Origin of the sequence: Rhodopseudomonas sp. P2A-2r (assembly GCF_026015985.1) — a bacterium.
GTDB lineage: Bacteria > Pseudomonadota > Alphaproteobacteria > Rhizobiales > Xanthobacteraceae > Tardiphaga.
Genome location: NZ_CP110389.1, coordinates 6,158,356 through 6,184,791 on the forward strand (window position 1 = coordinate 6,158,356; position 26,436 = coordinate 6,184,791).

Annotated in this window: 20 protein-coding genes and 1 pseudogene; 2 read left to right on the forward strand and 19 right to left on the reverse strand. The window is 64.2% G+C overall.

Annotated elements, in window-relative coordinates; all coding sequences use genetic code 11:
* Window positions 1–212: 212 nt before the first annotated feature.
* From ONR75_RS29650 to ONR75_RS29735, 18 genes and pseudogenes are all read right to left on the reverse strand, one after another.
* Complete coding sequence (locus ONR75_RS29650; RefSeq protein ID WP_265080393.1) at window positions 213–2,006, reverse strand: ABC transporter substrate-binding protein; 1,794 nt, start codon at window positions 2,004–2,006, stop codon at window positions 213–215.
* A 65-nt stretch (window positions 2,007–2,071) separates the two neighbouring features.
* Window positions 2,072–2,401, reverse strand: coding sequence for a DUF2160 domain-containing protein (locus ONR75_RS29655; protein WP_265080394.1), 330 nt, complete (start codon window positions 2,399–2,401; stop codon window positions 2,072–2,074).
* A gap of 9 nt (window positions 2,402–2,410) precedes the next feature.
* A complete protein-coding gene (locus ONR75_RS29660) occupies window positions 2,411–3,217 on the reverse strand; it encodes a carbohydrate ABC transporter permease (protein WP_265080395.1) in 807 nt (268 codons plus the stop codon).
* Complete coding sequence (locus ONR75_RS29665; RefSeq protein ID WP_265080396.1) at window positions 3,217–4,119, reverse strand: carbohydrate ABC transporter permease; 903 nt, start codon at window positions 4,117–4,119, stop codon at window positions 3,217–3,219. The genes ONR75_RS29660 and ONR75_RS29665 overlap by 1 nt, the downstream gene beginning before the upstream one ends.
* Complete coding sequence (locus tag ONR75_RS29670; protein WP_265080397.1) at window positions 4,119–5,204, reverse strand: ABC transporter ATP-binding protein; 1,086 nt, start codon at window positions 5,202–5,204, stop codon at window positions 4,119–4,121. The genes ONR75_RS29665 and ONR75_RS29670 overlap by 1 nt, the downstream gene beginning before the upstream one ends.
* Before the next feature lie 4 nt (window positions 5,205–5,208).
* Window positions 5,209–6,294: an ABC transporter ATP-binding protein gene (locus ONR75_RS29675; protein ID WP_265080398.1), complete on the reverse strand. Its 1,086-nt coding sequence runs from the start codon at window positions 6,292–6,294 to the stop codon at window positions 5,209–5,211.
* Entirely contained in the window at window positions 6,291–7,835 is a 1,545-nt protein-coding gene (gene glpD / locus ONR75_RS29680; RefSeq protein WP_265080399.1) for a glycerol-3-phosphate dehydrogenase, read from the reverse strand. The genes ONR75_RS29675 and glpD overlap by 4 nt, the downstream gene beginning before the upstream one ends.
* 83 nt (window positions 7,836–7,918) lie before the next feature.
* Complete coding sequence (locus ONR75_RS29685) at window positions 7,919–8,785, reverse strand: DeoR/GlpR family DNA-binding transcription regulator (protein ID WP_265080400.1); 867 nt, start codon at window positions 8,783–8,785, stop codon at window positions 7,919–7,921.
* Between the two features lie 121 nt (window positions 8,786–8,906).
* Complete coding sequence (locus ONR75_RS29690; RefSeq protein WP_265080401.1) at window positions 8,907–9,131, reverse strand: hypothetical protein; 225 nt, start codon at window positions 9,129–9,131, stop codon at window positions 8,907–8,909.
* A gap of 77 nt (window positions 9,132–9,208) precedes the next feature.
* The gene (locus ONR75_RS29695; protein ID WP_265080402.1) at window positions 9,209–9,640 is read right to left on the reverse strand and encodes an acyl-CoA thioesterase; all 432 of its coding nucleotides are present in this window, start codon (window positions 9,638–9,640) and stop codon (window positions 9,209–9,211) included.
* 24 nt (window positions 9,641–9,664) lie between these two features.
* Window positions 9,665–11,755 carry a 3-hydroxyacyl-CoA dehydrogenase NAD-binding domain-containing protein gene (locus tag ONR75_RS29700; RefSeq protein WP_265080403.1) on the reverse strand — a complete coding sequence of 697 codons (2,091 nt, stop codon included), beginning with the start codon at window positions 11,753–11,755 and terminating at the stop codon, window positions 9,665–9,667.
* Between the two features lie 8 nt (window positions 11,756–11,763).
* Window positions 11,764–13,047, reverse strand: a complete 1,284-nt coding sequence (locus tag ONR75_RS29705) for an acetyl-CoA C-acetyltransferase (protein ID WP_265080404.1) — start codon at window positions 13,045–13,047, stop codon at window positions 11,764–11,766.
* Window positions 13,047–15,321 (reverse strand): annotated as a pseudogene (locus ONR75_RS29710) (acyl-CoA dehydrogenase). The gene ONR75_RS29705 and the pseudogene ONR75_RS29710 overlap by 1 nt, the downstream one beginning before the upstream one ends.
* Window positions 15,322–15,529: 208 nt before the next feature.
* Window positions 15,530–16,165: a flavin reductase family protein gene (locus ONR75_RS29715; protein ID WP_265080405.1), complete on the reverse strand. Its 636-nt coding sequence runs from the start codon at window positions 16,163–16,165 to the stop codon at window positions 15,530–15,532.
* Window positions 16,166–16,191: 26 nt separating this feature from the next.
* Window positions 16,192–16,791, reverse strand: a complete 600-nt coding sequence (locus ONR75_RS29720) for a TetR/AcrR family transcriptional regulator (protein ID WP_265080406.1) — start codon at window positions 16,789–16,791, stop codon at window positions 16,192–16,194.
* 19 nt (window positions 16,792–16,810) lie between these two features.
* Window positions 16,811–19,954 carry an efflux RND transporter permease subunit gene (locus ONR75_RS29725; protein WP_265080407.1) on the reverse strand — a complete coding sequence of 1,048 codons (3,144 nt, stop codon included), beginning with the start codon at window positions 19,952–19,954 and terminating at the stop codon, window positions 16,811–16,813.
* Between the two features lie 14 nt (window positions 19,955–19,968).
* Window positions 19,969–21,075, reverse strand: a complete 1,107-nt coding sequence (locus ONR75_RS29730) for an efflux RND transporter periplasmic adaptor subunit (RefSeq protein WP_265080408.1) — start codon at window positions 21,073–21,075, stop codon at window positions 19,969–19,971.
* A gap of 303 nt (window positions 21,076–21,378) precedes the next feature.
* Window positions 21,379–22,725, reverse strand: a complete 1,347-nt coding sequence (locus tag ONR75_RS29735) for an MFS transporter (protein ID WP_265080409.1) — start codon at window positions 22,723–22,725, stop codon at window positions 21,379–21,381.
* Between the two features lie 302 nt (window positions 22,726–23,027).
* Here ONR75_RS29735 and ONR75_RS29740 point away from each other — a divergent pair, with 302 nt between their 5' ends.
* Window positions 23,028–23,423 (forward strand): hypothetical protein, encoded by a 396-nt coding sequence (locus tag ONR75_RS29740; protein WP_265080410.1) that lies wholly within the window; start codon window positions 23,028–23,030, stop codon window positions 23,421–23,423.
* Between the two features lie 45 nt (window positions 23,424–23,468).
* Here the strand turns inward: ONR75_RS29740 and ONR75_RS29745 are convergent, their stop codons facing one another.
* Window positions 23,469–24,428 carry a calcium-binding protein gene (locus ONR75_RS29745; protein WP_265080411.1) on the reverse strand — a complete coding sequence of 320 codons (960 nt, stop codon included), beginning with the start codon at window positions 24,426–24,428 and terminating at the stop codon, window positions 23,469–23,471.
* Between the two features lie 283 nt (window positions 24,429–24,711).
* Between ONR75_RS29745 and ONR75_RS29750 the strand changes: the two genes are divergently transcribed.
* Window positions 24,712–26,208, forward strand: coding sequence for a flavin-containing monooxygenase (locus ONR75_RS29750; protein ID WP_265080412.1), 1,497 nt, complete (start codon window positions 24,712–24,714; stop codon window positions 26,206–26,208).
* Window positions 26,209–26,436: the final 228 nt, after the last annotated feature.

Genomic DNA, 26,436 nt, shown 5'->3' on the forward strand with positions numbered 1-26,436 from the left:
CCGCGAAAGCGGGGATCCAGTAAACACCACGGTCCGCATTCGCAACGCTGACAGCTGCGTTTACTGGGTCACCCGCCTTCGCGGGTGACGACAAGTGAGGGTGACGGCAATTGCTGGGCGCGACATGAAAAGGCCGGGATCGCTCCCGGCCTTTTTGTTGTTTGGTACTGCTGCGCTCCCTCTCCCCGACGGGGAGAGGGAAACAAGACGCCTCAGTTCGACGCGCGCTTCTGCGGCGGGGTGGCCGGCCATGACTTGATCAGCGTGTCGTAGTCGACCGTCTCGCCCTTCGGCTTCTCGTTGGCAAGCTTGCGCTGCGGCGCGATGTTGCCGTCCTTGGCAGACTTCGCGTACCAGTACTCAGCCGTCTCCTTCTTGTTCAGCTTCGGTCCGCACTCGCCCTGAACCTTGGACCGCTCAAGTCGCTCGAGCACCGAGTCCTGAGCTGCCGCCAGCGAGTCCATCGCCGCCTGCGGCGTCTTCGCACCGGACGACGCATCGCCGATGTTCTGCCACCACAGCTGCGCCAGCTTCGGATAGTCCGGGATGTTGTTGCCGGTCGGCGACCACTGCACGCGGGCCGGCGAACGGTAGAATTCAATCAGACCGCCGAGCTTGGGCGCGCGCTCGGTGAACGACTTGTCCCAGATGTCGCTTTCACGGATGAAGGTGAGGCCGACATGGCTCTTCTTCAGGCTCACCGTCTTCGAGGTGATGAACTGCAGATACAGCCAGGCGGCCTTGCGGCGATCGGCCGGGGTCGACTTCAGCAGGGTTGCCGAGCCGACGTCTTGATAGCCGAGCTTCATGCCTTCCTTCCAGTACGCACCATGTGGCGACGGCGCCATCCGCCACTTCGGCGTGCCGTCCGCATTCATCACCGGCAGGCCGGGCTTGACCATGTCGGCGGTGAAGGCAGTGTACCAGAACATCTGCTGGGCGACGTTGCCCTGGGCAGGCACCGGACCGGATTCCGAGAAAGTCATGCCTTGCGCCTGCGGCGGGGCATATTTCTTCATCCAGTCGAGATATTTGACGATCGAATAGACCGCCGCCGGACCGTTGGTGTCGCCGCCGCGCTCGATCGACGAGCCGACCGGACGGCAGCCTTCCATGCGGATGCCCCATTCGTCGACCGGCAGGCCGTTCGGCAGGCCCTTGTCGCCGTTGCCGGCCATCGACAGCCAGGCGTCGGTGAAGCGCCAGCCGAGCGAGGGATCCTTCTTGCCGTAGTCCATGTGGCCATAGACCTTGACGCCGTTGATCTCCTTGATGTCGTTGGTGAAGAACTCGGCGATGTCCTCATAGGCCGACCAGTTCACGGGGACGCCGAGATCGTAGCCGTACTTGGCCTTGAACTTGGCCTTGTAGTCGGGATTGGTGAACCAGTCGTACCGGAACCAGTAAAGGTTGGCGAACTGCTGGTCGGGCAGCTGATACATCCTCTTGTCGGGCGCGGTGGTGAACGACGTGCCGATGAAATCCTTGACGTCGAGCATGGGATCGGTGACGTCCTTGCCCTCGCCGGTCATGTAGTCCGACAGCGCGATGGTCTGGCCGTAGCGGAAATGCGTGCCGATCAGATCGGAGTCGTTGATCCAGCCGTCATAGACATTCTTGCCGGACTGCATCTGGGTCTGCAGCTTCTCGACCACGTCGCCTTCCTGGATCAGGTCGTGCTTGAGCTTGATGCCGGTCAGCTCGGAGAACGCCTTGGCCAGCGTCTTGGATTCATACTCATGCGTCGTCAGGGTTTCGGAGACGACATTGATCTCCATGCCCTTGAACGGCTCAGCGGCTTTCGCGAACCACTGCAGTTCCTTCAGCTGATCGGCCTTGGAGAGCGTCGAGGGCTGGAACTCGGTGTCGATCCACTTCTGCGCCGCGGCATCGTCGGCGAGGGCCGGCGCTGCCAGCGTGATCGATCCGGCGATCAGCGCGGCGGCGCTGGTCATCATCAAGCGCACCGTGGGGACACGACTGCGTTGTCTTGTCATGTGTTTCATTTGCTTCCTCCGTTGCAGCATTACTGCAGGCCCGGGTTGATCCCGCTCCTGGTCGTCTTCGTGGTTCAGACCGTGCGGAAAATGCCGACGGCCAGAGCCAGCGAAATCAGTGTCGCGAGCCACAGGCTCGAAATCCCAAGTCCCTCTTCCCCGATGGGAAGCGTGGCGATCGGGTCGGTCCCGACAAAGCCGATCCACAGCAGATGGACGACCGCCGCCACGATCAGCGACACGAACAGGCGATCGCCGCGGGTGGTGGGAATCCTCAGAATGCCGACGCGCTCAGCCTCGGGATAGACCGCTGCGAGCCAGGTCATCGTGCCCAGTGTCATCGCCAGCAGCGCAAAGAAGATTGCGGTCGGCGGTGTCCAAGCCATCCATGCGATGTTTTCCATGTTGTCCTCCTACACCCGGCCCAGCGCAAAGCCGCGGGCGATATAATTGCGGACAAACCAGATCACCAGCGCACCCGGAATGATGGTGAGCACACCCGCAGCAGCGAGCAGGCCCCAGTCCATGCCGGCGGCAGAAACTGTACGAGTCATCACCGCCGCGATCGGCTTGGCATTGACCGAGGTCAGCGTACGGGCCAGCAGCAGTTCGACCCAGGAGAACATGAAGCAGAAAAAGGCGGCGACGCCGATGCCCGAGGCGATCAGCGGCACCAGGATCTTGACGAAAAACTTCGGAAATGAATAGCCGTCGAGGAACGCGGTCTCGTCGATCTCCCGCGGCACGCCGGAGACAAAACCTTCCAGGATCCATACCGCCAGCGGGACGTTGAACAGGCAATGCGCCAGCGCCACCGCCCAAGGCGTATCGAACAGGCCGATCGCAGAATACAGATTGAAGAATGGCAACGCATAGACCGCAGCCGGAGCCATCCGGTTGGACAGCAGCCAGAAGAACAGATGCTTGTCGCCAAGGAAACGATAGCGCGAGAACGCATAGGCTGCGGGCAGTGCGAAGGAAATGGAGATGATCGTATTGATCACCACGTATTTCAACGAATTGATGTAGCCGGAATACCAGCTCTCGTCGGTAAAGATCCGGATGTAGTTTTCCAGCGTCGGCAGATGCGGCCACAGCGTCATCGTCGAGACGATCTCGCCGTTGGTCTTGAAGCTCATATTGACCAGCCAATAGATCGGCAGCAGCAGGAAGACGAGGTACAGCGACAGGATCAGGCGACGGCCGGGGATTGAATGCATCAGACCGCTCCTTCTCGGTGACCGCGATCGACCCCGACATTGGTCATCACGGTGTAGAAAATCCAGCAGACGATCAGGATGATCAGATTATAGACCAGCGACAGCGCCGCGGCCTTGCCGAGATCGAACTGCCCGAGCGCGATCTTGACCAGTTCGATGGAGACGAAGGTGGTCGAGTTGCCCGGGCCACCTCCGGTCACGACGAACGGTTCGGTGTAGATCATGAAACTGTCCATGAAGCGCAGCAACACACCGATCAGCAACACGCGGTTCAGTTTCGGCAGTTGGATCGCAGTAAACACGGCCCAGCGCGAGGCGCCGTCGATCTGCGCCGCCTGATAATAGGCATCGGGGATCGACTTCAGACCGGCATAGCACAGCAGTGCGATCAGGCTGGTCCAGTGCCAGACGTCCATCACGATGACCGTGGCCCAGGCATCGAACTCGTTGGAGACGTAATTGTAGTCCATGCCCACATGGTTGAGCGTATAGCCAAGCAGGCCGATGTCCGGCCGGCCGAAGATCTGCCAGATGGTGCCGACCACGTTCCACGGGATCAGCAGCGGCAGCGCCATGATCACGAGGCAGGCGGCGACCCGCCAGCCCTCGCGCGGCATCGACAGCGCAACGACGATGCCGAGCGGCACCTCGATGGCGAGGATAATCGCGGAGAAAGCCAGATTGCGCCACAGCGAGGCATAGAAGCGCCCGCCGAGATCGGAGCTCGGATCGAGCAGCTCCTTGAACCAGCCGGCGCCGTTCCAGAAGAACTGGTTGTTGCCGAACGTATCCTGGATCGAATAGTTGACCACCGTCATCAGCGGCAGCACCGCGGAGAACGCCACCACCAGAAACACCGGCAGCACGAGGAACCAGGCCTTCTGGTTGACGGTCTTGTCCATCAGACGACTCCCTCGACCAGCCGGCTGTCGGCATAGATGTGAACACGCGCCGGATCGAACACCAGGCCCGCCTCGCTGCCGGAGATCGAAAAATCCGCCGGCACCCGGGCCGAGAACTTGACATCGCCGACCCGCACCCGCGCAAAGCGCACGCGGCCGAGATCGTCGATCCGCTCGATGGTCGCCGAAAGCCGCCCCGGTCCCGGAGCCGCCACATGGACGAATTCCGGACGCACGCCCACTTCGATCTTCGCGCCGGCCGGCAGGCGATCGTAACTGCGCTGCAGCGCGATCGTGTGGCCATCGATGCGGGCTTCGCGGCCCTCTACGCGGGCGGGCACGATGTTCATGCCCGGAGAGCCGATGAAATAGCCGACAAACGTATGCGCGGGCCGGTCGAACAGTTCTTCCGGCGTGCCGGCCTGCACCACGCGACCGTCATGCATCACCACCACCGTATCTGCGAAGGTCAGCGCTTCGGTCTGGTCGTGGGTGACATAGATCATCGTGAGATCCAGCGCGCGGTGCAGCGCCTTCAGCTTCGAGCGCAGCTCCCATTTCAGCGCCGGATCGATCACCGTCAGCGGCTCGTCGAACAGCACCGCCGCAACGTCGGACCGCACCAGACCGCGGCCGAGCGAAATCTTCTGCTTGGCATCGGCCGTCAGCCGTGTGGCTTTGCGGGTGAGAACCGGCGTAAGATCAAGCAGCTCCGCGATTTCGGCCACGCGCTTGTCGATTTCGGGCTTCGGCACGCCGCGATTCTTCAGCGGAAACGCCAAATTCTCTCCCACCGTCATGGTGTCGTAGATGACCGGAAACTGGAACACCTGCGCGATGTTGCGCTTCTGCGTCGACAGCGGCGTAATATCGACGCCGTCGAACAGGATCTGGCCGCGTGTCGGCGCGACGATCCCGGAGATCAGATTGAGCAATGTGGTCTTGCCGCAGCCGGAAGGGCCGAGCAGCGCATAGGCGCCGCCCTGCCGCCAGGTCATCGAGACCGGCTTCAGCGCATAGGAATCCGGGGCGGCATCGGGGCCGCCATAGGACTGTGCGAGATCGACCAGATCGATACGGGCCATGGCGCTAGTTCCTCATCGCCTCTGGCGCCGCGACCAGTCGGCCGTCGGCATCGAAAATGAAAAGATTGTCGGGATCGAGCACCGCGTCGAGCACATCACCCGGCGCGAATTCGTGCACGCCCTGCAGCACCGCCACCCAGTTGGAGGCGTCGCGCTTCAGATGCACGAAGCTTTCCGAGCCGGTGATTTCGGTCACCGTCACAGTGGCGGGAAAGGCGTGGCGGCCGGCGATGCCGTTGGCCAGTTCCAGCTGGTGCGCACGGAAACCGACGCGGTAGGCGCCGTCGCTCAGGTCCGCATAGAGCCCGCTGGCGGGCGCCTGCCCGCCGCCGGCATACTGCACCGTGCCGTTCTTCTTCTCGATGGCGACCACGTTGAGCGGCGGATCGGAAAACACCTCGGCGACCTTGAGGGTCTCCGGACGGCGATAGACCTTCGACGTCTCGCCGATCTGCAGCACCTCGCCCTCCCACAGGCACACGGTGCGGCCGCCGAGCAACAGCGCCTCGGACGGCTCCGTCGTGGCGTACACAAATATCGCGCCGGATTCCTCGAAGATGCGCGGCAATTCAGTACGCAATTCCTCGCGCAGCTTGTAGTCGAGATTGGCCAGCGGCTCGTCGAGCAACACGAGGTCGGCGCCCTTGACCAGGGCGCGGGCGATGGCGGTGCGCTGCTGCTGGCCGCCGGACAGCTGCAGCGGCGTGCGATCGAGATAGGGCTCGAGCTTCAGAAGCTTCGCGGCCTCGCGCACGCGGCTTTCGATTTCGGCCTTCGGCTTGCCCTGCACGCGCAGCGGCGAGGCGATGTTCTCGTACACCGTCAGCGAGGGGTAGTTGATGAATTGCTGATAGACCATGGCCACCGAGCGCTTGCGCACGTCAATGCCGGTCACGTCCTTACCATCGACGAGGACGCGGCCTTGCGTCGGCTTGTCCAGGCCGGCGAGCAGCCGCATGATCGATGTCTTGCCGGCGAGCGTGGGGCCGAGCAGGACGCTCAGGGCGCCTCTTTCGAGCGTCAACGAGACGTCGCGGATGGTGGGAATGCCATCCACGGCGCGCGAGACATGGTCAAGGGTGATGGTCATGTCTGCACTCTCGCTGCTCGCTCTGCAGGCCTAGGCGCGTCACGTCGGGCGGCAAGCCAGCCCTCCAGCGCCGCGACCTCCGCCGCCGACAGACGCAATCCCAGCTTGGAGCGTCGCCACACGATGTCGTCCGCCGTCACCGCCCACTCGTTCTCTATCAAGTATCTGATTTCGGCTTCCGTCAATGTGGCGCCGAAGTCCTGGCCGAGGTCCGCCATCGATGCCGCCTGCCCGAGCAATTTGTGCGCGCGCGTGCCATAGGCATGGACGAGCCGGTCGGCATGGCCCGGTGTCAGGAATGGATAGTCGCGTCGCAGCTCGGCGATCAGCGCGTCCACCGCGGAGACATCGAAGTCGCCGCCGGGCAGCGGCGCCGTCGCGGTCCAGCCTTCGGCCGCCTTGGTGCCTTTCAACCAGGGCGCCAGCTTCTGCAGCGCTTCTTCGGCGAGCCGGCGATAGGTCGTGATCTTGCCGCCATAGATCGACAGCAGCGGCGCGCCGCCGGGCAGGTCCAGTTCGAACACGTAGTCGCGCGTGGCCGCCTTGGCCTCGTTGGCGCCGTCGTCATAGAGCGGGCGAACGCCGGAATAGGTCCACACCACGTCCTCCGGCTTGACGGGCTTTGCCAGATATTCACTGACGGATGTGCAGAGGTAGCTGATCTCGTCGGCGGAGATTTTCACCTGGGCGGGGTCGCCCTGATAGTCCAGATCGGTGGTGCCGATCAGGGTGAAGTCATCCTGATAGGGGATCGCAAAGACGATGCGACCATCTGCGTTCTGGAAGATGTAGGCGCGGTCGTGGGCATAGAGTTTGGGCACCACAATGTGCGAGCCCTGCACCAGCCTTACCTTGGCCTTCGCGTTGACCCCGGCGCCTGACGCCAGAATTTTCTCCACCCAGGGACCGCCTGCGTTGACCAGCGCGCGGGCGCGGATCGTGCTGCGCTCTCCGCTGACCGTGTCCTCGATGGTGACCTGCCAGATTCCGTCGACCTGACTGACCGCGGTGGCGCGGGTGCGGGTGCGGATGTCGGCGCCGCGGTCGAAGGCGTCGCGCGCGGTCAGCACCACCAGACGGGCATCGTCGACGAAGCAATCGGAATATTCAAAACCCCGGCGGAAGCGGCCGGGCGCAAGCGGCTTGCCTAGTCCGTCATGGGCTAGGTCGAGGGTGCGGGTCGGCGGCAGCAATTTGCGGCCGCCAATATGGTCATAGAGAAACAGGCCGAGCCGGAGAAACCAGGCCGGCCGCAGCCCGGAATGGTGCGGCAGCACGAAACGCAGCGGCCGAATGATGTGCGGCGCGATCTGCCAGAGGATTTCGCGCTCCATCAGCGCGTGGCGCACCAGCCGGAACTCATAATATTCCAGATAACGCAGCCCGCCGTGCACGAGCTTGGTCGACCAGGACGAGGTGCCACTGGCCAAATCATTCATTTCGCAAAGGAAAACGGAATTGCCTCGGCCCACAGCATCGCGGGCAATGCCGCAACCGTTGACGCCGCCACCGATAATAGCGAGGTCGAAAACCTGACCCACCCGAACTCCCCCTGCGCCAACTGGTCGGCGCCATCAGACGCCCAACCTTCGCATTCAGCGATTGGCTTTCGGTTTTCAGTAAATCACAACCAAAAGCGAAAGCAACCGCCTTTTGGAGAGCTAGCCTGCTTTTTCCTGCGCAGGGGAGCATCGTTTCCGGTTTCGTCGGGTTCCCCGGTCGAGCCCGACAGCGCTTCGATGACCTGGATGCCACGCGCCTGGCAGATCGCCTGCAGCCCGGCAGGCAGGGCTAAGTCGGTGACAAAGGTCTGGATCTGGCTGAGATGGGCAATGCGCACCGCCGCGGTACGCCGCAGCTTGGTGGAGTCGGCGACCAGCATGATGCTGCGGGCATTGGCCATGATCGCCTGCGCGGCCTGCACCTCGCGGTAGTCGAAATCCAGCAGCGCGCCCTCCCCGTCGATGGCCGAGGCGCCGATGATGGCATAATCGACCTTGAACTGCCCGATCAGACCGATGGCGGTGGAACCGATCACCGCGCCGTCGGAGCGCCGGACGGTGCCGCCGGCAACGATCACCTCGATACGCGGATGGCGATACAGCATCATCGCCACGTTGAGGTTGTTGGTAATCACCAGCAGGTCCTCATGCGCCGTCAGCGCATTGGCGACTTCTTCGGTGGTGGTGCCGATGTTGATGAACAGCGAACTGCCGTTGGGAATCTGCGCCGCCGCGGCGATGCCGATCGCGCGCTTTTCCTCGGCGGCCACAAAGCGGCGCGCTTCGTAAGCGAGGTTTTCCACGCCGGAGGCAATGATCGCGCCGCCGTGAATCCGTGTCAGCGAACGCTGATCGCAGAGGTCATTGAGATCCTTGCGAATCGTTTGCGCCGAGACCTCGAAGCGGCGGACGAGATCGTCCACCATCACCCGACCGGTGGCGCGGGCAATATTCAGAATTTCTGTCTGGCGATGGCTGAGTCCGGTCACGATGCACCTCTGGCGAGGCGCGCATGGTGAGGCGGTTGCCGGCGATCGTCAACGCGGCTGGCCTCACCGGCTTGTTTCCCCTCACCCGGCAAGGAGAGGGGCGGCAAAACAGCCTGCCCGTTCAGGCTGCGGAGACCACCGCAGCCGCAGGAAAGCCCTCAGCCGCAGGGAAGCCCTGGCTGGCGAACAGAAAGGCAGCGCGCTCGGCTTCGCGCGCATTGCGAAACAGCTGCCCCTCCATGGCGTTAAAACGGTGTGACGCGGCGAAGAACCGGTAGCCCTCGGGATTACGAACGACAATTCCCGCGGCCTGCGAACTGACTTCGATAATATAGGTGTCTGACATGGCGGCCCCCGTATACGCAACGTTAATGCATAATCCGGGCCACTAACGGCGACGGTACGCAAAGGTTCCTAAGACGGTCAGGCCGATAGCGGCTGGCCGTCCCGGTTGATGGTCTGCGGCCGGCCGTGATCGTCGATCGAGACGTAAGTAAAATGGCCGTCGGTCACCAGGATCGAGTGGCTCTCGTTGCGCCTCAGTACCCATGCCTCGATATGCACGGTGATCGACGTCCTGCCGATCCGCACCAGTGTGGCATGCACGGAGACAACGTCGCCGACGAACACGGCCTTGCGAAAGTTCATGGCGTCGATGGCCACGGTCACAGTGCGCGACTTCGCGGTCTTGGAGGCGAAAATGCCGCCGCCGATATCCATCTGGCTGAGAAGCCAGCCGCCGAAGATGTCGCCGTTCGCGTTGGTGTCGGCCGGCATGGCCAGCGTTCGGATGGTCAGATCGCCGTTTGGTTCCGTCGTCGGATCGGCCGCCCGCTTCGTCGATGACTCAGACATGAGCGCCGCCTGCCGCAAATTGAGTCATGTGAAATTCTCCCAACCGGCATCCGGCACAAAGCGCGGGCCGAACTTTTCCGACAGATCGTGCAATTTGACCACGACGTTTTCCTTGCCGCGTTCTCGCGCATAGTTTAGCGGACCGCCGCGGAACGGCGCATAGCCGGTTCCAAAGATCATTGCGCCATCGACCACATCGGCACTGCCGACGATGCCCTCGCGCAGACAGGCAACGCAGACATTCGACATCGGCAGGATCAGGCGGTCGATCATTTCCGCGGTCGGTTGCGCACCTTCTCTGGGCGATGTCTTGTCGGCCTTGCCGTCCTTCCAGACGTAGAAGCCCTTGCCCGTCTTGCGGCCGAGTTCGCCTTTGGCCACCTTTTCCCGCAACCACGCCGGCGTCGGCGGCAGCAGGTCGCCGAACTTGGAGCGCAGCATATCGCCGACCGCGAGACAGATATCGAGTCCGACCTGATCAGCCAGTTCAATCGGCCCCATGGGCATGCCGAACTGCTCGGCCGCCGCATCGATGGTGGTTTTGTCGATCTTCTCGTCAAGCATCACCATCGCCTCGAGCATGTAGGGCGTCAGCGCGCGGTTGACGAGAAAGCCCGGTGAACTCCTGACCGGCAGCGGCAGCCGGTCGATGGCCCCGACGAAGGCCAGCGCCCGGGTCAGCAAAGCGGGATCGACGCGATCGTGGCTGACGACTTCCACCAGTTGCAGCCGCGATACCGGATTGAAGAAGTGCAGGCCGAGCAGCCGCTCCGGCTTTGTCAGCGTGGTGCGCAGATCTTCCAGCGGTATGCTCGAAGTGTTGGTGGCGAGGATGGCGCCCGGCTTCATGCGCGGCTCGATGCCGGCATAGACCTTCTGCTTCAGTTCGAGCTTTTCGCTGACTGCCTCGATGATCAGATCGGCGGAGCGCACGCCTTCACCGTCCATGTCGGGGATCAGGCGATCCAGCGCGTCGCGTACATCGGTGCGCTTGCGGATGATCTTGCCGAACAGATCCGCGGCGCGCTTGACGGCGCCGGCGATCGGCTCCGGCTTCATGTCGGCCAGTGTCACGCGCAGGCCCTGATTGGCGCACCACGCCGCGATATCGCCGCCCATGGCGCCTGCGCCGATGACGTGGACATGCTTGATCGCGTGACCCGAGCCGGCGAGTTTCTTCATCTGCTCGCGCAGGAAAAACACCCGGATCAGGTTCTGCGCTGTCGGCGTCACCATCAGCCTTGCGAACGACGTCTTCTCCGCCGCCAGCATCGCCGCGCGATCGCCGCCGTGCTTCTCCCACAACGCAATCAACGCATAGGGCGCCGGATAGTGCTCGCGCGGCGCCGCCTTGCCGGCTTCCACCACCATGCGCGAGGCCAGAATGCCGCGCACCGGCGAAAAGTTCAGAAGCTTATTGAGCAGTCCCGGCCGGGCGCGCTTCAGCCGGCCGAACACCGCATCCCGGACGGCATTGCGGACATGGCGCTCCTGGGTGACGGCATCGACCAGGCCGAGCGCCTTCGCCTTGCGCGCGTCGATGGTCTTGCTGGTGAGCATCAGCGTCATCGCCTGCATCGGATTGACCAGCTGCGTGAAGCGCACGGTGCCGCCGAGGCCGGGATGCAGGCCGAGCATCACCTCGGGGAAACCAAAACGTGCGTCCTCGATCGCGATGCGCGACTGGCAAGCCAGCGCCACTTCGAGACCGCCGCCGAGACAGAAGCCGTGGATGACGGCGACGGTCGGGATCTTCAGCGCGTCGAGCCGGTCGATCACCGCATGCGCCCGGCCGATCTCGCTCTCCACGGCGGCAGCATCGGTGGCGCCGCGAAACGCGTTGACATCGGCGCCGGCGATGAAGCCGGACGGCTTGGCGGAGCGAATGACCAGGCCGGCCGGCCGCTGGCCTTCCAGCGCCGTCAGCACCGTGTCGAATTCCTCCAGCACCTCGGCCGACAGCGTATTGGCGCTGGTGCCGGCGCGGTCGAACAGCAGCCAGGCGATGCCGTCGGCGTCGCGGGTGAGTTTGAAGTTTCTGTAGACGCCAGCCTCCGGCGTTGGTCCCAGTTCGCACGCGCGGTCGCCGAGAACGTCCATGATCCTGCTGTCCATGCCGTTCCTCATACGCTTTCGATCAGCATGGCGCCGCCGAGCCCGCCGCCAATACATTCGGTGGCGATACCGCGTTTGGTGCCAAGCCGCTTCATCGCATTGACCAGATGCAGCACAAGGCGATTGCCCGAGGTGCCGACGGGATGGCCGAGGCTGATGGCGCCGCCATCGACATTGAGTTTCGTGCGATCAATTTCGCCCGCAGCGCCGTCGAGGCCGAGAACCTCGCGACAGAACCTGTCGTCTTTCCACGCCTCAAGGCAGCCGAGCACCTGCGTCGCGAAAGCTTCATTCAATTCCCAGGTGTCGACATCCTGCAGCGAGAGATGATTGCGCTTCAGGAGTTCGGTGGATGACAGCACCGGGCCGAGGCCCATGATGCTGGGATCGAGTGCCGACCACTGGCTGTCGACGATGACCGCCTTCGGCGTCAGCCCATGCTTCGCCACGGCTTCCTCCGAGGCAAGGATGGTCCATGACGCGCCGTCGGTGATCTGGCTGGAATTGCCGGCGGTGACCTGGCCCCATGGCCGCTCGAACACCGGCTTCAGGGTCGACAATTTGTCGACCGAGGAATCCGCGCGCACGCCATCGTCGTGATCGTAGAATTTTCCGTCGCGCGCGAAGGCGGTCTCGACCTCGCCCTTGAGCCACCCCTGGGCCTGCGCATTGGCCAGTCGCTTGTGACTCTCGACCGCATAAGCATCGGACTGGGCGCGGGTGATCCCGAACAGATGGCCGACCTTCTCGGCCGTCTGCCCCATATTGAGGTCGGTGATCGGATCGGTCAGGCCGCGCTCAAGCCCGATGACCGGCTTGAAATAGCCCGGGCGCGCTTTGGCGATCGCCGCCATCTTGCCGAGGATACCCTTGGCGGTAGCGAGGCCGGCGAACCAGCGCACGCCCTGCTGCGGCCAGACCAGGGGCGCGTAGCTCAGTGCCTCGGCGCCACCGGCGAGGATCAGGTCGGCGTTGCCCTCGCGGATATATCTGTAACCGGTGTCGATCGACTGCATGCCGGACCCGCAATTGATCTGCACGGTAAAGGCCACCATCGCCTCGCCCATGCCGAGCCGCAGCGCCGCGACGCGCGCCGGGTTCATCTCGTCGGCGATCACGTTGACGCAGCCGAGGATGACCTGGTCGAAGGCATCCGGCGCAAACGGTTGCCTTGCCAGCAGCGGACGTCCGCATTGCACGGCAAGGTCCACCGGCGTGAAAGGGCCGGGGCCGCTGCGTGCCTTGAGGAACGGCGTGCGGCTGCCATCGATGATATAGACCGGACGCGCCATCAGCTTGCTGCCCTTGTTTCACCGAGCTCCTGGAAGAACTGACGCACGGGCGGCTTCCTGTAGTGCGGCGACAGTTCCTCAGGCGCGAAATCATCGACTTCGATCACCAAGGCAGTGGCGGCTTGCGCCGCGGCGATCTGCTCGCCTTCGGCCTGGGTGATCACGCCTTTGGTCACCGCTTCCTTCCAGTTGCAGAATCTTCGCGGTACGCATGCGTCTGGCGATATCTTCCGCGGATGTCACCAGCATGAACGCCTTCTCCAGCCGGGCTGCACCTCGGTCGTCATCCACATGCGACAGGTCGGGGGTCAGCCGATCGCGCGCCGCGGACGGCTCGAGCAGCAGCAGCGCGCAACAATGCACCGTAAGATCAGACGGGCCGAGGACACGGGCACCGAACGGCTGCACGATGAATTTCAGGAAGCCGGCCACGAAGCGGTTGGGGAAATTGGCGAAGATCTCCGCAAAACGGTTCTCGATCGTCTTGAAGCCCGAATGCATGCACCATTCCAGCGCCGCGAAATCGATCTGCTGGCGCCCCTCGTCCTGCCAGCGCTTCAGCGCCGCCGACAGCAGGTACAGCTCCGAGAGGATGTCGCCGAACCGCGCCGACAGCATCTCCTTGCGCTTCAGCGCGCCGCCCATGGTCAGCAGCGCCATGTCGGCGGAGAGCGCGAACGCCGCGGAATAGCGCGACAGCTGCCGGTAGAACATGGTGGCGTCGCCGGCGTTGGGCGCCGGCGCGATGACGCCCTTGGTCCAGCTGCGGCCCCAGGCGCGGAACAGCGTCGCGACGCTGTGACCGACATGCTTCCAGAAGACGGCGTCGAAGGCAGCGAGTCCCTTGGCCTTGTCGAGCTCGCTCAGCGCGTTCATCTCCTCCAGCAGATAGGGATGCGCGCGAATGGCGCCCTGGCCGAAGACGATCAGGTTGCGGGTGAGGATGTTGGCGCCTTCGACGGTGATGCCGACCGGCACCGAACGATAGACGCTTCCCAGATAGTTCTGCGGCCCGTCGATGACAGCCTTGCCGGCATGAATATCCATCGCGTCGTCGATGGCGATGCGCAGCCGTTCGGTGGCGTGCAGCTTCATGATGCCGGAGATCACCGCGGGATGATGGCCGAGGTTCAGCGCTGTACAGGTCAGCCGCCGCGCCGCGTCGAGCAGATAGGCCGTGCCGGCGATGCGCGCCAGCGGCTCCTCGATGCCCTCGAACTTGCCGATCGGCACGTTGAACTGCTCGCGCACCCGGGCATAGGCCCCGGTAGTGCGCGCCGCATGGGCCGCACCCGCCGCCGACAGTGACGGCAGCGAGATGCCGCGGCCGGCGGCCAGCGCGCTCATCAGCATCTTCCAGCCCTGTCCGATGCGCTCCTGCCCGCCGATGATGTAGTCCATGGGAATGAACACGTCGCGACCGCGGTTCGGGCCGTTCTGGAACACCTGCATCGAAGGCAGATGGCGGCGTCCGATCTCCACCCCGGGAAGGTGCGTCGGGATCAGCGCGACGGTGATGCCGAGTTCGTCCTGCGTGCCGATCAGGTGGTCGGGGTCATAGGCCTTGAAGGCAAGGCCGAGCAATGTCGCGACCGGGCCCAGCGTGATGTAGCGCTTGTGCCAGTTGAGGCGCAGGCCAAGGACTTCGCGGCCCTCGAAGGTCCCCTTGCAGACGATGCCGGTATCGATCATCGATGCCGCATCGGAGCCGGCCTCCGGGCTGGTCAGGCCGAAGCACGGAATATCGGCGCCGTCGGCAAGCCGTGGCAACCAGCGGCTGCGTTGCGCGTCGGTGCCGAACTTCATCAGCAGCTCGCCCGGCCCGAGCGAGTTCGGCACCATTACCGTCACCGCGGCGGTCGCCGAGCGTGACGAAATCTTGCGCACCACTTCGGAATGCGCATAGGGCGAGAAGCCGAGGCCGCCGAACTCCTTCGGGATGATCATGCCGAAGAATTTCTCGCGCTTGATGAAGTCCCAGACCTCCGGCGGCAGGTCGCGCAGCTCCCAGTTGATCTTCCAGTCGTCGACCATGGCGCACAGCTCATCGACCGGGCCGGTCATGAAGGCCTGCTCTTCAGCGGTCAGCGTCGCCGGCTTCACCTTCAGCAGTTTCGCCCAGTCGGGATTGCCGGTGAACAGGTCGGCATCCCACCACACGTCGCCAGCCTCCAGCGCCTCGCGCTCGGTGTTCGACATGGTCGGCAGCACGCCCTTGGCCCAAGCAAAGATCGGCTTGGTAAGGACGTCGCGGCGAAATGAAAATGAGCTCATGGAAACCTCCTGGTCGAGGCGACCGCACAGCACGGAGGCCGGCGTCACGACACGACATTCGCTCCTGGGATCGCGTAGCGCCCGGCCCGTGTCGCGGCAGTCGCGACTACGGGCCCACGCGAGCCACCGTTAACGGAACCATACGCCTTCGGTTCCGAAAACGCGATTTCTCCCGCCGTGGCGTGTCGTCACGCCAGCGGCTAGCCGCTCAATCGGGCCGGTTCATCTCGAACATGGCGTCTTGCCTGATCTCGAAATAGTCGCCTCTGCGGCCGGCGCGCACGATCGGGCGTGCCAGCGCGGTCTGGTACACGCCGTCCTTGATCAGGCTCTTGTCGATATGGACCGCGACCACCTCACCCAAGGTCATCCACCCGTCGAGATCGCGACCATCGGCGCCCTTGAGCCGGATGATCTGGGTCAGTTTGCACTCGAACGAGACCGGGCTTTCACCGACGCGCGGCACGCTGACGATCTTGGACGGCACCGCCGTCAGGCCGGCGAGCGCGAACTCGTCCACCTCGGGCGCCACGTGGGCGGCGGTCGCGTTCATCTGCTTGGCCAGATCCATGGTCGCCAGGTTCCAGACGAACTCGCCGGTCGCCTCGATATTGGCGATGCTGTCTTTGCGGGACGTGCTGGAAAAGCCGATGATCGGCGGGGTGTAATTGAAGCCGTTGAAGAAGCTGTAGGGCGCCAGGTTGACGTGTCCCGCGGCGCTGCGCGACGAGATCCAGCCGATCGGACGCGGCGCGATGATGGCATTGAAGGGATCGTGCTTGAGGCCGTGGCCGTTGGCCGGCTCGTAGAAATGCAAGTCCCTGGTCTCGGTCACGGTGATCATCCCCTGCTGGCGTCGGCGACTGTCGTCTAGCCGCGCGGCGCCAGCCCGGCAAGCACGAAGTCGATCATCTGGTCCAGGGAGGGGCCCGGCTTCTGGGCGCATTCGGCGATCATCTGCGGGTGGAAAAACCGCATCATGGCGCTGCAGACGCACATCGCCGCGAGCGGCACGTCCGGCGCATGGAATTCGCCCGATGCCGCGCCCTCGGCGATCACGCTGCCAATCATGGTGGCGATGTGCTCCATATGGGCGGAGCAGACTTCCCAGTTCTCCTCCATCGCGATCCGGACCATTTCGTGCAACTTGGCGTCGCCGACATAGCGCTCCGAGTTCATCCGGTGGACGGTTGCGAGCAATTCGCGCAGCCGCGGCGTAACCGGGCCGCGCCCACCGACAATAATCCCGGCAGCTTCCTCGACCTCCCCCATCAGATGCCGCGCCACGCCGGCATGGATCGACTTCTTCGAATTAAAGAAGCGATAGATGTTGGCGGGACTCATCCGCAGCACCTTGGCGATGTCCGCGACGGTGGTCTTCTGATAGCCGATTTCACGGAACAGGCGCTCCGCCACCACAAGAATGCGGGCACGCATATCGGCTTCGATCGTATCGGGAACAAGCGTCATGTCAGCAGGCAATCTTCAATTATTCGGCAGCCGCGGCAAGGGGAATTGCAGGCCCGGGATGGCCACGCTGCGTTGCAGGATCAACGGCCTCGGCGGAACCGCGTTCTTCCAAGCTGTTGCGAAACCATAGCGCATAAAGGCCCGGCAAATATAGCAGAGTCAGGAAGGTGGCCACGAACAGCCCGCCCATGATGGTGATGGCCATCGGGCCCCAGAAGGCGGAGCGCGACAGCGGAATCATCGCCAGGATGGCTGCCAGCGCGGTCAGCACCACCGGCCGGGCGCGGCGCACGGTGGCTTCGACGATGGCTTCGCGCCGGGTCAGACCGTGACTGACGTCGGTCTCGATCTGGTCGACCAGAATCACGGCGTTGCGCATGATCATGCCGGCCAGCGCGATCAGGCCGAGCAGCGCCACGAAACCGAACGGCGCGTTGGCGACGTTGAGCCCCAGCGAGGCGCCGACGATGCCGAGCGGCGCCGTCAGGAACACCAGCACCAGCCGTGAGAAGCTCTGCAGCTGAACCATCAGCAGCGTCAGCATGATGATGATCATCAGCGGAAACAGCACGGCGATCGAGGCATTGCCCTTGGCGGATTCCTCGAATGCGCCGCCCGCCTCGATGCGGTAGGCCGGCTGCAGGCTGTCGCGGATCGCCTGCAATTTGGGCGCGATCTGCGTGGTGATGTCGGGCGGCTGCACGCCGTCGATGACGTCGCCGCGCGCGGTGATCGCCATGTCGCGGCTGCGCCGCCACAGGATCGGCTCCTCGTGGGCGTATTCGATGGTCGCGACCTGCGACAGCGGGACGGCGATGCCGTTCCGCGAGGTGATGGTGAGATCGCCGACCCGGCCGAGGTCGAGCCGCTCGGACGCCACCGCACGGGCCACCACGCCGACCTTCTCGATGCCGTCGCGAACCGTGGTCACCGGCGCGCCGGAGATCAGCATCGCCAGCGACTGCGACATATCCTGAGGCGTCAGGCCGAGCGCGCGGGCGCGATCCTGATCGACCACAAGCTTGAGATAGGGCGTCTGCTCGTTCCAGTCGAGATGCGGATCGATCATGTTGGGATTGGCGCGCATTACGTCACGGACTTTGTAGGCGATCTCGCGCACCACGGCGGTGTCCGGGCCGACCACGCGGAACTGGACCGGGAAGCCGACCGGCGGGCCGAAGTTGAAGCGATCGACACGGACCCGCGCCTCCGGCAACTGCCCGTCGGCGACCTGCTTCTCGATTCGCGCCTTGATCCGTTCGCGCGCCTCGACGTCCCTGGCCACGATGACGATCTCGGCGAAGGCCTCGTTCGGCAGTTGCGGGTTGAGTCCGAGCCAGAACCGCGGCGATCCCCTTCCGACATAGGCGGTATAGGTCGCGATGTCCTTGTCGTCCTTCAGCAACGTCTCCGCCGACTTGACGGATTTCGACGTAACATCGAATGCCGTGCCTTCCGGCAGACGCAACTGCAGGAACAGTTCGGGCCGCTCGGACAGCGGGAAGAACTGTTGCTGCACATGGCCGAAGCCGACGATGGCGGCGGCGAAAATGCCGACGGTCGCCACGACCACCTTGATGCGGTGTTCGACGCACCAGGCGATGACGCTGCGCAGGCCGCGATACATGCGAGTCTCGTACACCGCGTGCGGATCGTGGTTGGCATTGCCGTGGGCAGCGAAATTCGGCAGCAGCTTGACGCCGATATAGGGCGTGAAGATCACCGCCACGAACCACGACGCCACCAGCGCGATCGCCACGATCCAGAAAATGCCGCCGGCATATTCGCCGACCGCGGAATTGGCGAAGCCGATCGGCAGGAAGCCCACCGCGGTGATCAGCGTGCCGGTCAGCATCGGGAAGGCGGTCGACTCCCAGGCAAAGGACGCCGCGCGGACGCGGTCCCAGCCCTGCTCCATCTTCACCACCATCATTTCCACCGCGATGATGGCGTCGTCGACCAGCAGGCCGAGCGCGATGATCAGCGCGCCCAGCGTGATCCGGTGCAGGTCGATGTGCATCGCGTTCATGACAATGAACACGATGCCGAGCACCAGCGGCACCGACAGCGCGACCACGATGCCGGTGCGCCAGCCCAGCGCCACGAAGCTGACGAACAGCACGATGGCCAGCGCCTCGATGAAGGAATTCACGAACTCGCCGACGGCGTGCTCCACGACCAGCGGCTGGTCGGCGATCTGCTCGACCTCGATGCCCTGCGGCACCGCGGCCATGAATTCGCTCTTGGCCTTCTCGACCTCCTTGCCGAGTTCGAGAATGTTGGCGCCATTGGCGGTGACGACGCCGATGCCAAGCGCCGGCTTGCCCTTCTGGAACACCTTGTAGTCGGTGGGGTCGACGAAGCCGCGGGTGACGGTGGCGATGTCGCCGAGCCGGAACACGCGGCCGTTGCTCTCTACCGGCGTTTCCGCGACGGTCCTGGCGCCGTCGAGCGCGCCGGTGACGCGCAGCGGCACGCGCTGCGACGAGGTTTCCACGATGCCCGCGGGGGTGATGGCATTCTGCTTGGCCAGCGAATCGAACAAGGTCTTCGGCGTGATGCCGAGCGTCGCCAGCTTGGCGTGCGAGAACTCGACGTAGATCCGCTCGTCCTGGGTGCCGTACAGATTGACCTTGGTGACACCGTCGACCTTCAGCAGGCGCTGCCGCATGCCTTCTGCGGCTTTCTTCAGCTGCGCGTAGTCGGCGCCGTCGCCGGTCATCATGTAGAGGATGGAATCGACGTCGCTGTATTCGTCGTTGATGTTGAGGTTGATCAGCCCGGTGGGGAGCGACGGCTGCACGTCGGCGATCTTCTTGCGCAGCAGATAGAACAGGTACGGCACATCCTTCGGCGGCGCGTTGTCCTTGAAGGAGACCTGCATGGCGGTGAAGGAGGGCTTCGAATAGGTCTGCACCTTGTCGAAGTAAGGCAGCTCCTGCAGCTTCTTCTCGATGGGGTCGGCGACCTGCTCCTGCAGTTCCTTTGCGGTAGCGCCGGGCCACATCGCAGTGACGACCACGACCTTCACCGTGAACGACGGGTCCTCGGCACGGCCGAGCTTCTGATAGGAGAAGAACCCGCCGACGGCGAGCGCGATGATGAGGAACAGGATCAGCGCGGGATGGCTGACAGCCCAGGCGGAGAGGTTGAAGCGATGCATCGGACGCCCCTCGCTCAGAACGTCAGGGCGGAGACGACGTGGACCTTTTGCGCGGGGTCCAGCTTCTGCACCCCAAGCACCACCACCTTGGCGCCTTCCTCGACGCCGCCGGAGATCAGCACGTCCTTGGTTTCGTAGGACTTCACCGTGACCGGCTTCAGCGCAACCGCGCCGGCGTCATCGACCACATAGAGCGACGAGCCGTTGCCCTGGCTGAACAGCGCCGAGAGCGGCACCCGCGCGATGCGCGCGGTGGTCGGATCGGACAGGGTCAGCGTCGCCGTCATGCCCAGCGACACGCTGTCGCCGGCATCGGGCAGCGAGAACTTTGCCAGATAGGTCCGCGTCGAGGCGTCGGCATTGGGCGCAATCTCGCGCAGCTTTGCAGCGTATGTCCTGGTCGGCTCCGACCACAGCGACACCGTGGCGACGCCATCCTTGGCGCGCCCGACCAGCGTTTCCGGAATTGCCACCACGGCTTCCTTTTCGGCGAAGCGCGCCACACGGATGGCCGTCTGACCAGCGGCAACTACCTGGCCGGCATCGATCAGCGTTGCGGTGACGACGCCGCGGGTATCGGCGAGCAGGGTGGCATAGGACAGACTATTCTTGGTGAGTTCGACCGAGCGCTCAGCTCGGTTCAACCGGGCGCGGGCCTCATCGGCGGCGGCCTTGGCCTGATCGAGCTGGGCCTGCGTCGACCAGCCCTTGCTGCGCAATTCGCTGGCGCGGCCTTCGGCGGCGCTGGCCTGCGCGAGCACGCCTGTGGCGGCGGACAGTTCGGCGACCGCCTGCTCGGCCTGCAGCTTCAGATCGACTTCGTCCAGAATCGCAAGGGCTTGCCCGACGTCGACGGTCTGTCCCACCTCGACCAGGCGTTTCGCCACCTTGCCGGTGACGCGAAAGCCGATATCGGTCTCGATGCGGGGCTTGATGGTGCCGACAAAGCTGCGCGCCGGGGATTCCGGCGTGTAATGCACCTCGGCGACCAGCACCGGGCGCTTGTTTTCGGCCTTTTCGGCGGGAGCCTTGCTGCAAGCGGCCAGCGCAAACGCCGGCAGGATCGCCAGCACGGCGGCCAGCTGACGGGATGAACGACGAAATCTCGGCTCACGCGACATCGGGCGCTCCTCGGCTGCAGGTCGGGGATAGCTTGAATTGTTGACTGACGAATGTCAATATTCGTCAGTCAACACAACAAGAGCAGATTGTCGCTCCCGGAAGGGACCGCGTCGCGGGCTGGCGTGGGAGTGGATGCCGCCGCGGCCTTGCGGAATCGATGCGGCAAACCCGGGGCAAAACGGCGGCAGGCGGATTCGTTGCGGCATCACCGTGGCGAGATCGCGCAAAAGCCGGGGCGCGCGCTCGGGATCAGCCGCAAGCGCTTGCTGCGGCTCGACTTTTCACCCCGAACGGGACGACGACTACTTCACCGGCCGCGCTGCCGCCGGCGCGACGAATTCCGTCGTCGTACCGTGCTTGCCGAACAGCACCAGCAGGCCTGCGACCAGCGGCAGGATCGCCAGCACCAAGAGACCGGTCGCCGTGCTGCCGGTGGCTTCCTTGATCCAGCCGATCAGATACGGCCCGCCGAAGCCGGCGAGGTTACCGATCGAATTGATCAGCGCGATGCCGCCGGCGGCGGCGGTGCCTGACAGCCACGCGGTCGGCAGCGTCCAGAACAGCGCAAAGGTGCAGAACACGCCGATCGCCGCCACGGTGATGGCCACCATGGTCAGCGTGGGATCCTGGATGTAGCCGCAGGCACCGAGCGCCAGCGCAGTGAGCAGCAGCGGCAGGCCGACATGCCAGACCCGCTCGCGGGTCCGGTCGGAATGCCGCGCCCACAGCACCATCGCCACCGAGCCGAACAGATAGGGGATCGCGGTGACGAAGCCGGTCTGCACATTGTTGAAGCCGAACGCCTTGACGATCTGCGGCAGCCAGAACTGCATGCCGTAAAGCGCGCCGACGAAGCCGAAATATACCACGCTCAGCAGCAGCACCTTTTTCGACGACAGCGCCTGCCCCAGCGTCATCCGGTGTTGCGCCTTGGCCTCGTGCTCGCTCGCGAGCTTCGCCGACAGCCAGGCCTTCTCCTCGGCGCTCAGCCAGGTCGCCTGCGACGGCTTGTCGGTGAGATAGAACCAGGTGACGATGCCGAGCACCACCGAGGGAATGCCCTCGATGATGAACAGCCACTGCCAGCCATGCAGTCCGAGCGTGCCGTCGAGGCCGAGCAACAGGCCCGACACCGGCGCGCCGATCACCGTGGACACCGGCACCGCGATGGCGAAGGCGGCGAGGAAGCGCGCGCGGTATTCGGCCGGATACCAGTAGGTGAGATACAGGATGATGCCGGGGAAGAAGCCGGCTTCGGCGACGCCGAGCAGAAAGCGCAGCGTGTAGAAACTCCAGGGGCCGCTGACCATGGCCATCAGCGCCGAGATGATGCCCCAGCTCACCATGATGCGGGCAATCCAGCGGCTGGCGCCGAATTTTTCCAGCGCGATGTTGCTGGGCACTTCGAAGATGAAATAGCCGATGAAGAAGATGCCGGCACCCCACGAGAACATGGTCGGCGTGAACTTCAGTTCCTCATTCATGGTCAGCGCGGCAAAACCGAGATTGACGCGATCGAGATAGGCCAGGAAATAGGCCAGCACCAGAAACGGAATCAGCCGCAGCGAAATCGCGCGGATGGTCGAGGTCTCGATGTCGGTCTTGGCTCCGCGCATCATCGCGCGCGCGCCGGCGGCGGTCTGGCTCATGGTTTGCTCCCGGTCGTTTCTCGTTCCGGCGTCTGACGCGCCGCAATCTTTCGTTGCTTCAATACAGAAGCACGACGCGCGGAGCAACGGCGGGAATGCGCTGCAGGAATGCTCCGGAACTTGTGGGCGAAGATTGCCCCTCACGGCATTGCGCACGGCGACGACCGCGACACTGCGCAACATTCTGCCGCGGCGTCCGACGGGCACTACGAAAAAATTTTAGCGGGGCGTCTTGAAACCGCGCGGCGGCTTTCGCATTTTTCGCAGCGTCCCGTTTTGAAAGGAGAGTTCGGGAGGTACACATGGATATCAATCTTTCCGCATCACCGCGCATCATCGATTTTCACGCCTTCATCCATCCCGCTTCGGCGTTCAAACATCCTGACGACGTGCTGCGCGACGACTCGCTGAGCCCGGCCGAGAAGCGGATCATCCTGTCGTCCTGGGCATCCGACGCCCACGCCGTGGAGTCACAGCCCTGGCTGCGCCAGGTGCCGGGCGGCAACCGCCCAGTGGCGCTGGCGGCCATTCTCGCAGCGCTGCGCCGGCTCGACGACGACGATGGGCCGCCCAGAGGCGGCATGGCGATCCGGCCATCGGATCTGGCGCGCGCCAGCAGCCCGCCTCCGGATTGCATAGCCGAGCACAGCTTGCCGCCGCGCTTCGACCGACGGAGCGATGCCGCGCTGGCGGCGTGATGCACGACGCGCCCGGACGAGCCGGGCGCGATCGCATCCGCGCAATCAGGCGAGCTTGTCCAGCGGCGCCGTCGGAGTGGCCTCGGCACTGACCGACAGGGTCGAGCCGTCGGCGAAAGCCAGGGTCGCCGGCCCGCGCGGGTGCAGGTTCATGGTGATCTTGTCGTCGCTGCCGTCGAAGGTGATGGTCGCGGTCTGCCCGGACACGCTGACATGGGTGCCTGCCGCGGAAATGCCCTGGCCGAAGTCCAGCCGCGTGTTGCGATCGGCGTAGACCGTATCCTTGCCGTCGCCGGCAGCGAAGCTGATCGTGGAATTGTCGCCCACCGAGATCAAATCGTCGCCGGTGCCGCCGTTGACGATAGCGTTGCCCGCGGCGGCATAGATGGAGTCGTTGCCGGCGCCGCCGCTGGCTTTGCTGTCGCTCCATACCGAGATCACATCGTTGCCGTCGCCGCCATCGACCTGGGCGCCCGACCAGGCGTCGATGCGGTCGTCGCCGCTGCCGCCGGAGACGATGGAGTTCGACCAGACGTGGATGGTGTCATTGCCGGCGCCGCCATCGACCTGGCTCTCCGACCACGCATCGATGCGATCGTCGCCGTCGCCGCCATGCACCCGCGAGTCCGACCACGCACGCACGGTATCGTTGCCAGCGCCGGCGTCGACCACGCTGCCGGACCACACGTCGATGGTGTCATTGCCGTCACCGGCATCGGCCAGGCTGTTCGACCAGCCGCTCAACACGTCGTTGCCGTCGGTGCCGGAGACGGTGGACAGGCCGAGCTCCTGCAGCCGCAGCAGGAAGCTTTTGACGACGTCGGACTGACCGATGCTCGCGGTCTTTGGCGGCACGGCCTTTCCGTCCGCATCATTCTTGGCATCATTGTTGGCGGGCGCGGCGGTCGCCTCGGGCGGCGCCGGGGCCGCGAAGTCCGGCGGCATCGGCGCCGTCGGCGCGATCATCGGCTTGGACCATGCGTCGTTGAGGGAGAGCTGAATCAAGGAAAACTGCCTGGCGTTGAGAAAAGATGATTTTTGACCGGGATGATAATTTCCGGCCGGCACGGTTAATTCTTCGTTGCCAGGACTTTCGGAGCATCGTCCCAGAAATTTCTATCTGATTGAATTCGTTCGAGTTTGTTCGCATCGCGTCAAATTGTCACGGTACATATTTACCGGGCCCGGCAGGACCGCTTGCCGCACCGCGCGGTCAGCCACTAGGCTGCCGGTAACAGCCGGGCCGCCATTGCGGCGGCACCGGCCAAAAAGCGAAAAGCGGGAGCCCATGAACGTCCAGGAAAAATTCGCCAGCGCATCGGCGGTTTCGACGCAGCATTTCGATGTCATCGTGGTGGGTGCCGGAATCTCCGGCGTCGGCGCAGCCTATCACCTCTGCAAGCAATGTCCGGGCACCAGCTTCGCGGTGCTGGAGACCCAGCACAGCTTCGGCGGAACCTGGCTGACCCATCGCTATCCCGGCATCCGCTCCGACAGCGACCTGCACACTTTCGGCTATCGCTTCAAGCCATGGACCTCGGCGCCGATCGCCACCGCCGCGGAGATCCTCGCTTATATGGGCGAGGTGATCGCCGAGAACGATCTGGCGCCGCACATCCGCTACAACCACCGCATCGAAACCGCGGCGTGGTCGTCGGCCGACAATCTGTGGACGCTGACAGTCAACCATGACGGCGTGACGTCGACCTACGCCACGCGCTTCCTGTGGATGTGCCAGGGCTACTACAACCACGCCCAGGGATTTACGCCGGAGTGGCCAGGCATGGCCGACTTCAAGGGGCGCATGGTGCATCCGCAGACCTGGCCTGAGGATATCGACCTTGCCGGCAAAAAGGTGGTGGTGATCGGCTCCGGCGCGACGGCCGCCACGCTGGTGCCGGCCATCGCCGACACATGCGCCCATGTCACCATGCTGCAGCGCTCGCCGACCTTCTTCATCACCGGCCGCAACGTCAACGATCTCGCCGAGACGCTGCGCCAGCTCGAGATCAAGGAGGAATGGATCCACGAGATCGTGCGCCGCAAGATCCTGTTCGACCAGGCCGCCTTCACCAAGCGCGCCGTCGAGGAGCCGGAGGTGGTGAAGCAGGAGCTGCTGAAGGGCGTCAAAGCCTATCTCGGCGAGGACTACGACATCGCCACCCATTTCACGCCGCGCTACCGGCCGTGGCGCCAGCGCATCGCCTTCATTCCCAACGGCGACCTGTTCCAGGGCATCAAGGCAGGCAAGGCGTCGGTGGTCACCGACGAGATCGAACGCTTCACGGAAAGCGGCATCGCCCTGAAATCCGGCAAGCAGCTCGACGCCGACATCGTCGTCACCGCCACCGGCTTCAACCTCAATGTGCTCGGCGACATCGCCTTCTCCATCGACGGCGAACCGCTCGACTTCTCGCAGACCGTCACCTATCGCGGCATGATGTTCACCGGCGTGCCCAACATGGTGTGGATCTTCGGCTATTTTCGCGCGAGCTGGACCTTGCGCGTCGACCTGGTCGCCGACTTCGTCTGCGCCCTGCTCAACCATATGGAAAACACCGGCGCGACCCGCGTGGAGCCCATGCTGCGGCCGGAAGACCGCGACATGCCGCTGCTGCCGTGGATCGATCCGGAAAATTTCAATCCCGGCTACATCATGCGCGGGCTGCATCTGCTGCCGAAGCGCGGCGACAAGGCGGAATGGCAGCACAACCAGGACTACTGGTCGGAGAAAAACGAGTTTCCCGCCATCGACCTGGAAGATCCGGTTTTCAGGTACGGGTGAGTTGTGTCCCGGACGCGGTGCGGCATTCTCAGACGATGCACTTGCATCGCCGATGCCGCTCCGCAGATCCGGGACCCTGCTCACTTCCTTTGCGCCCAAACTGGATCTGCGGTGCACTACGCCGCCAGAAGGCGGCGTAGTGCACCGCGTCCGGGGAACCCATCCAAGCCCGGGCTGCGCGAAACGACGGCCGTGTTTGCCTCCGATCCATCCTCCTGTAAGACGCCC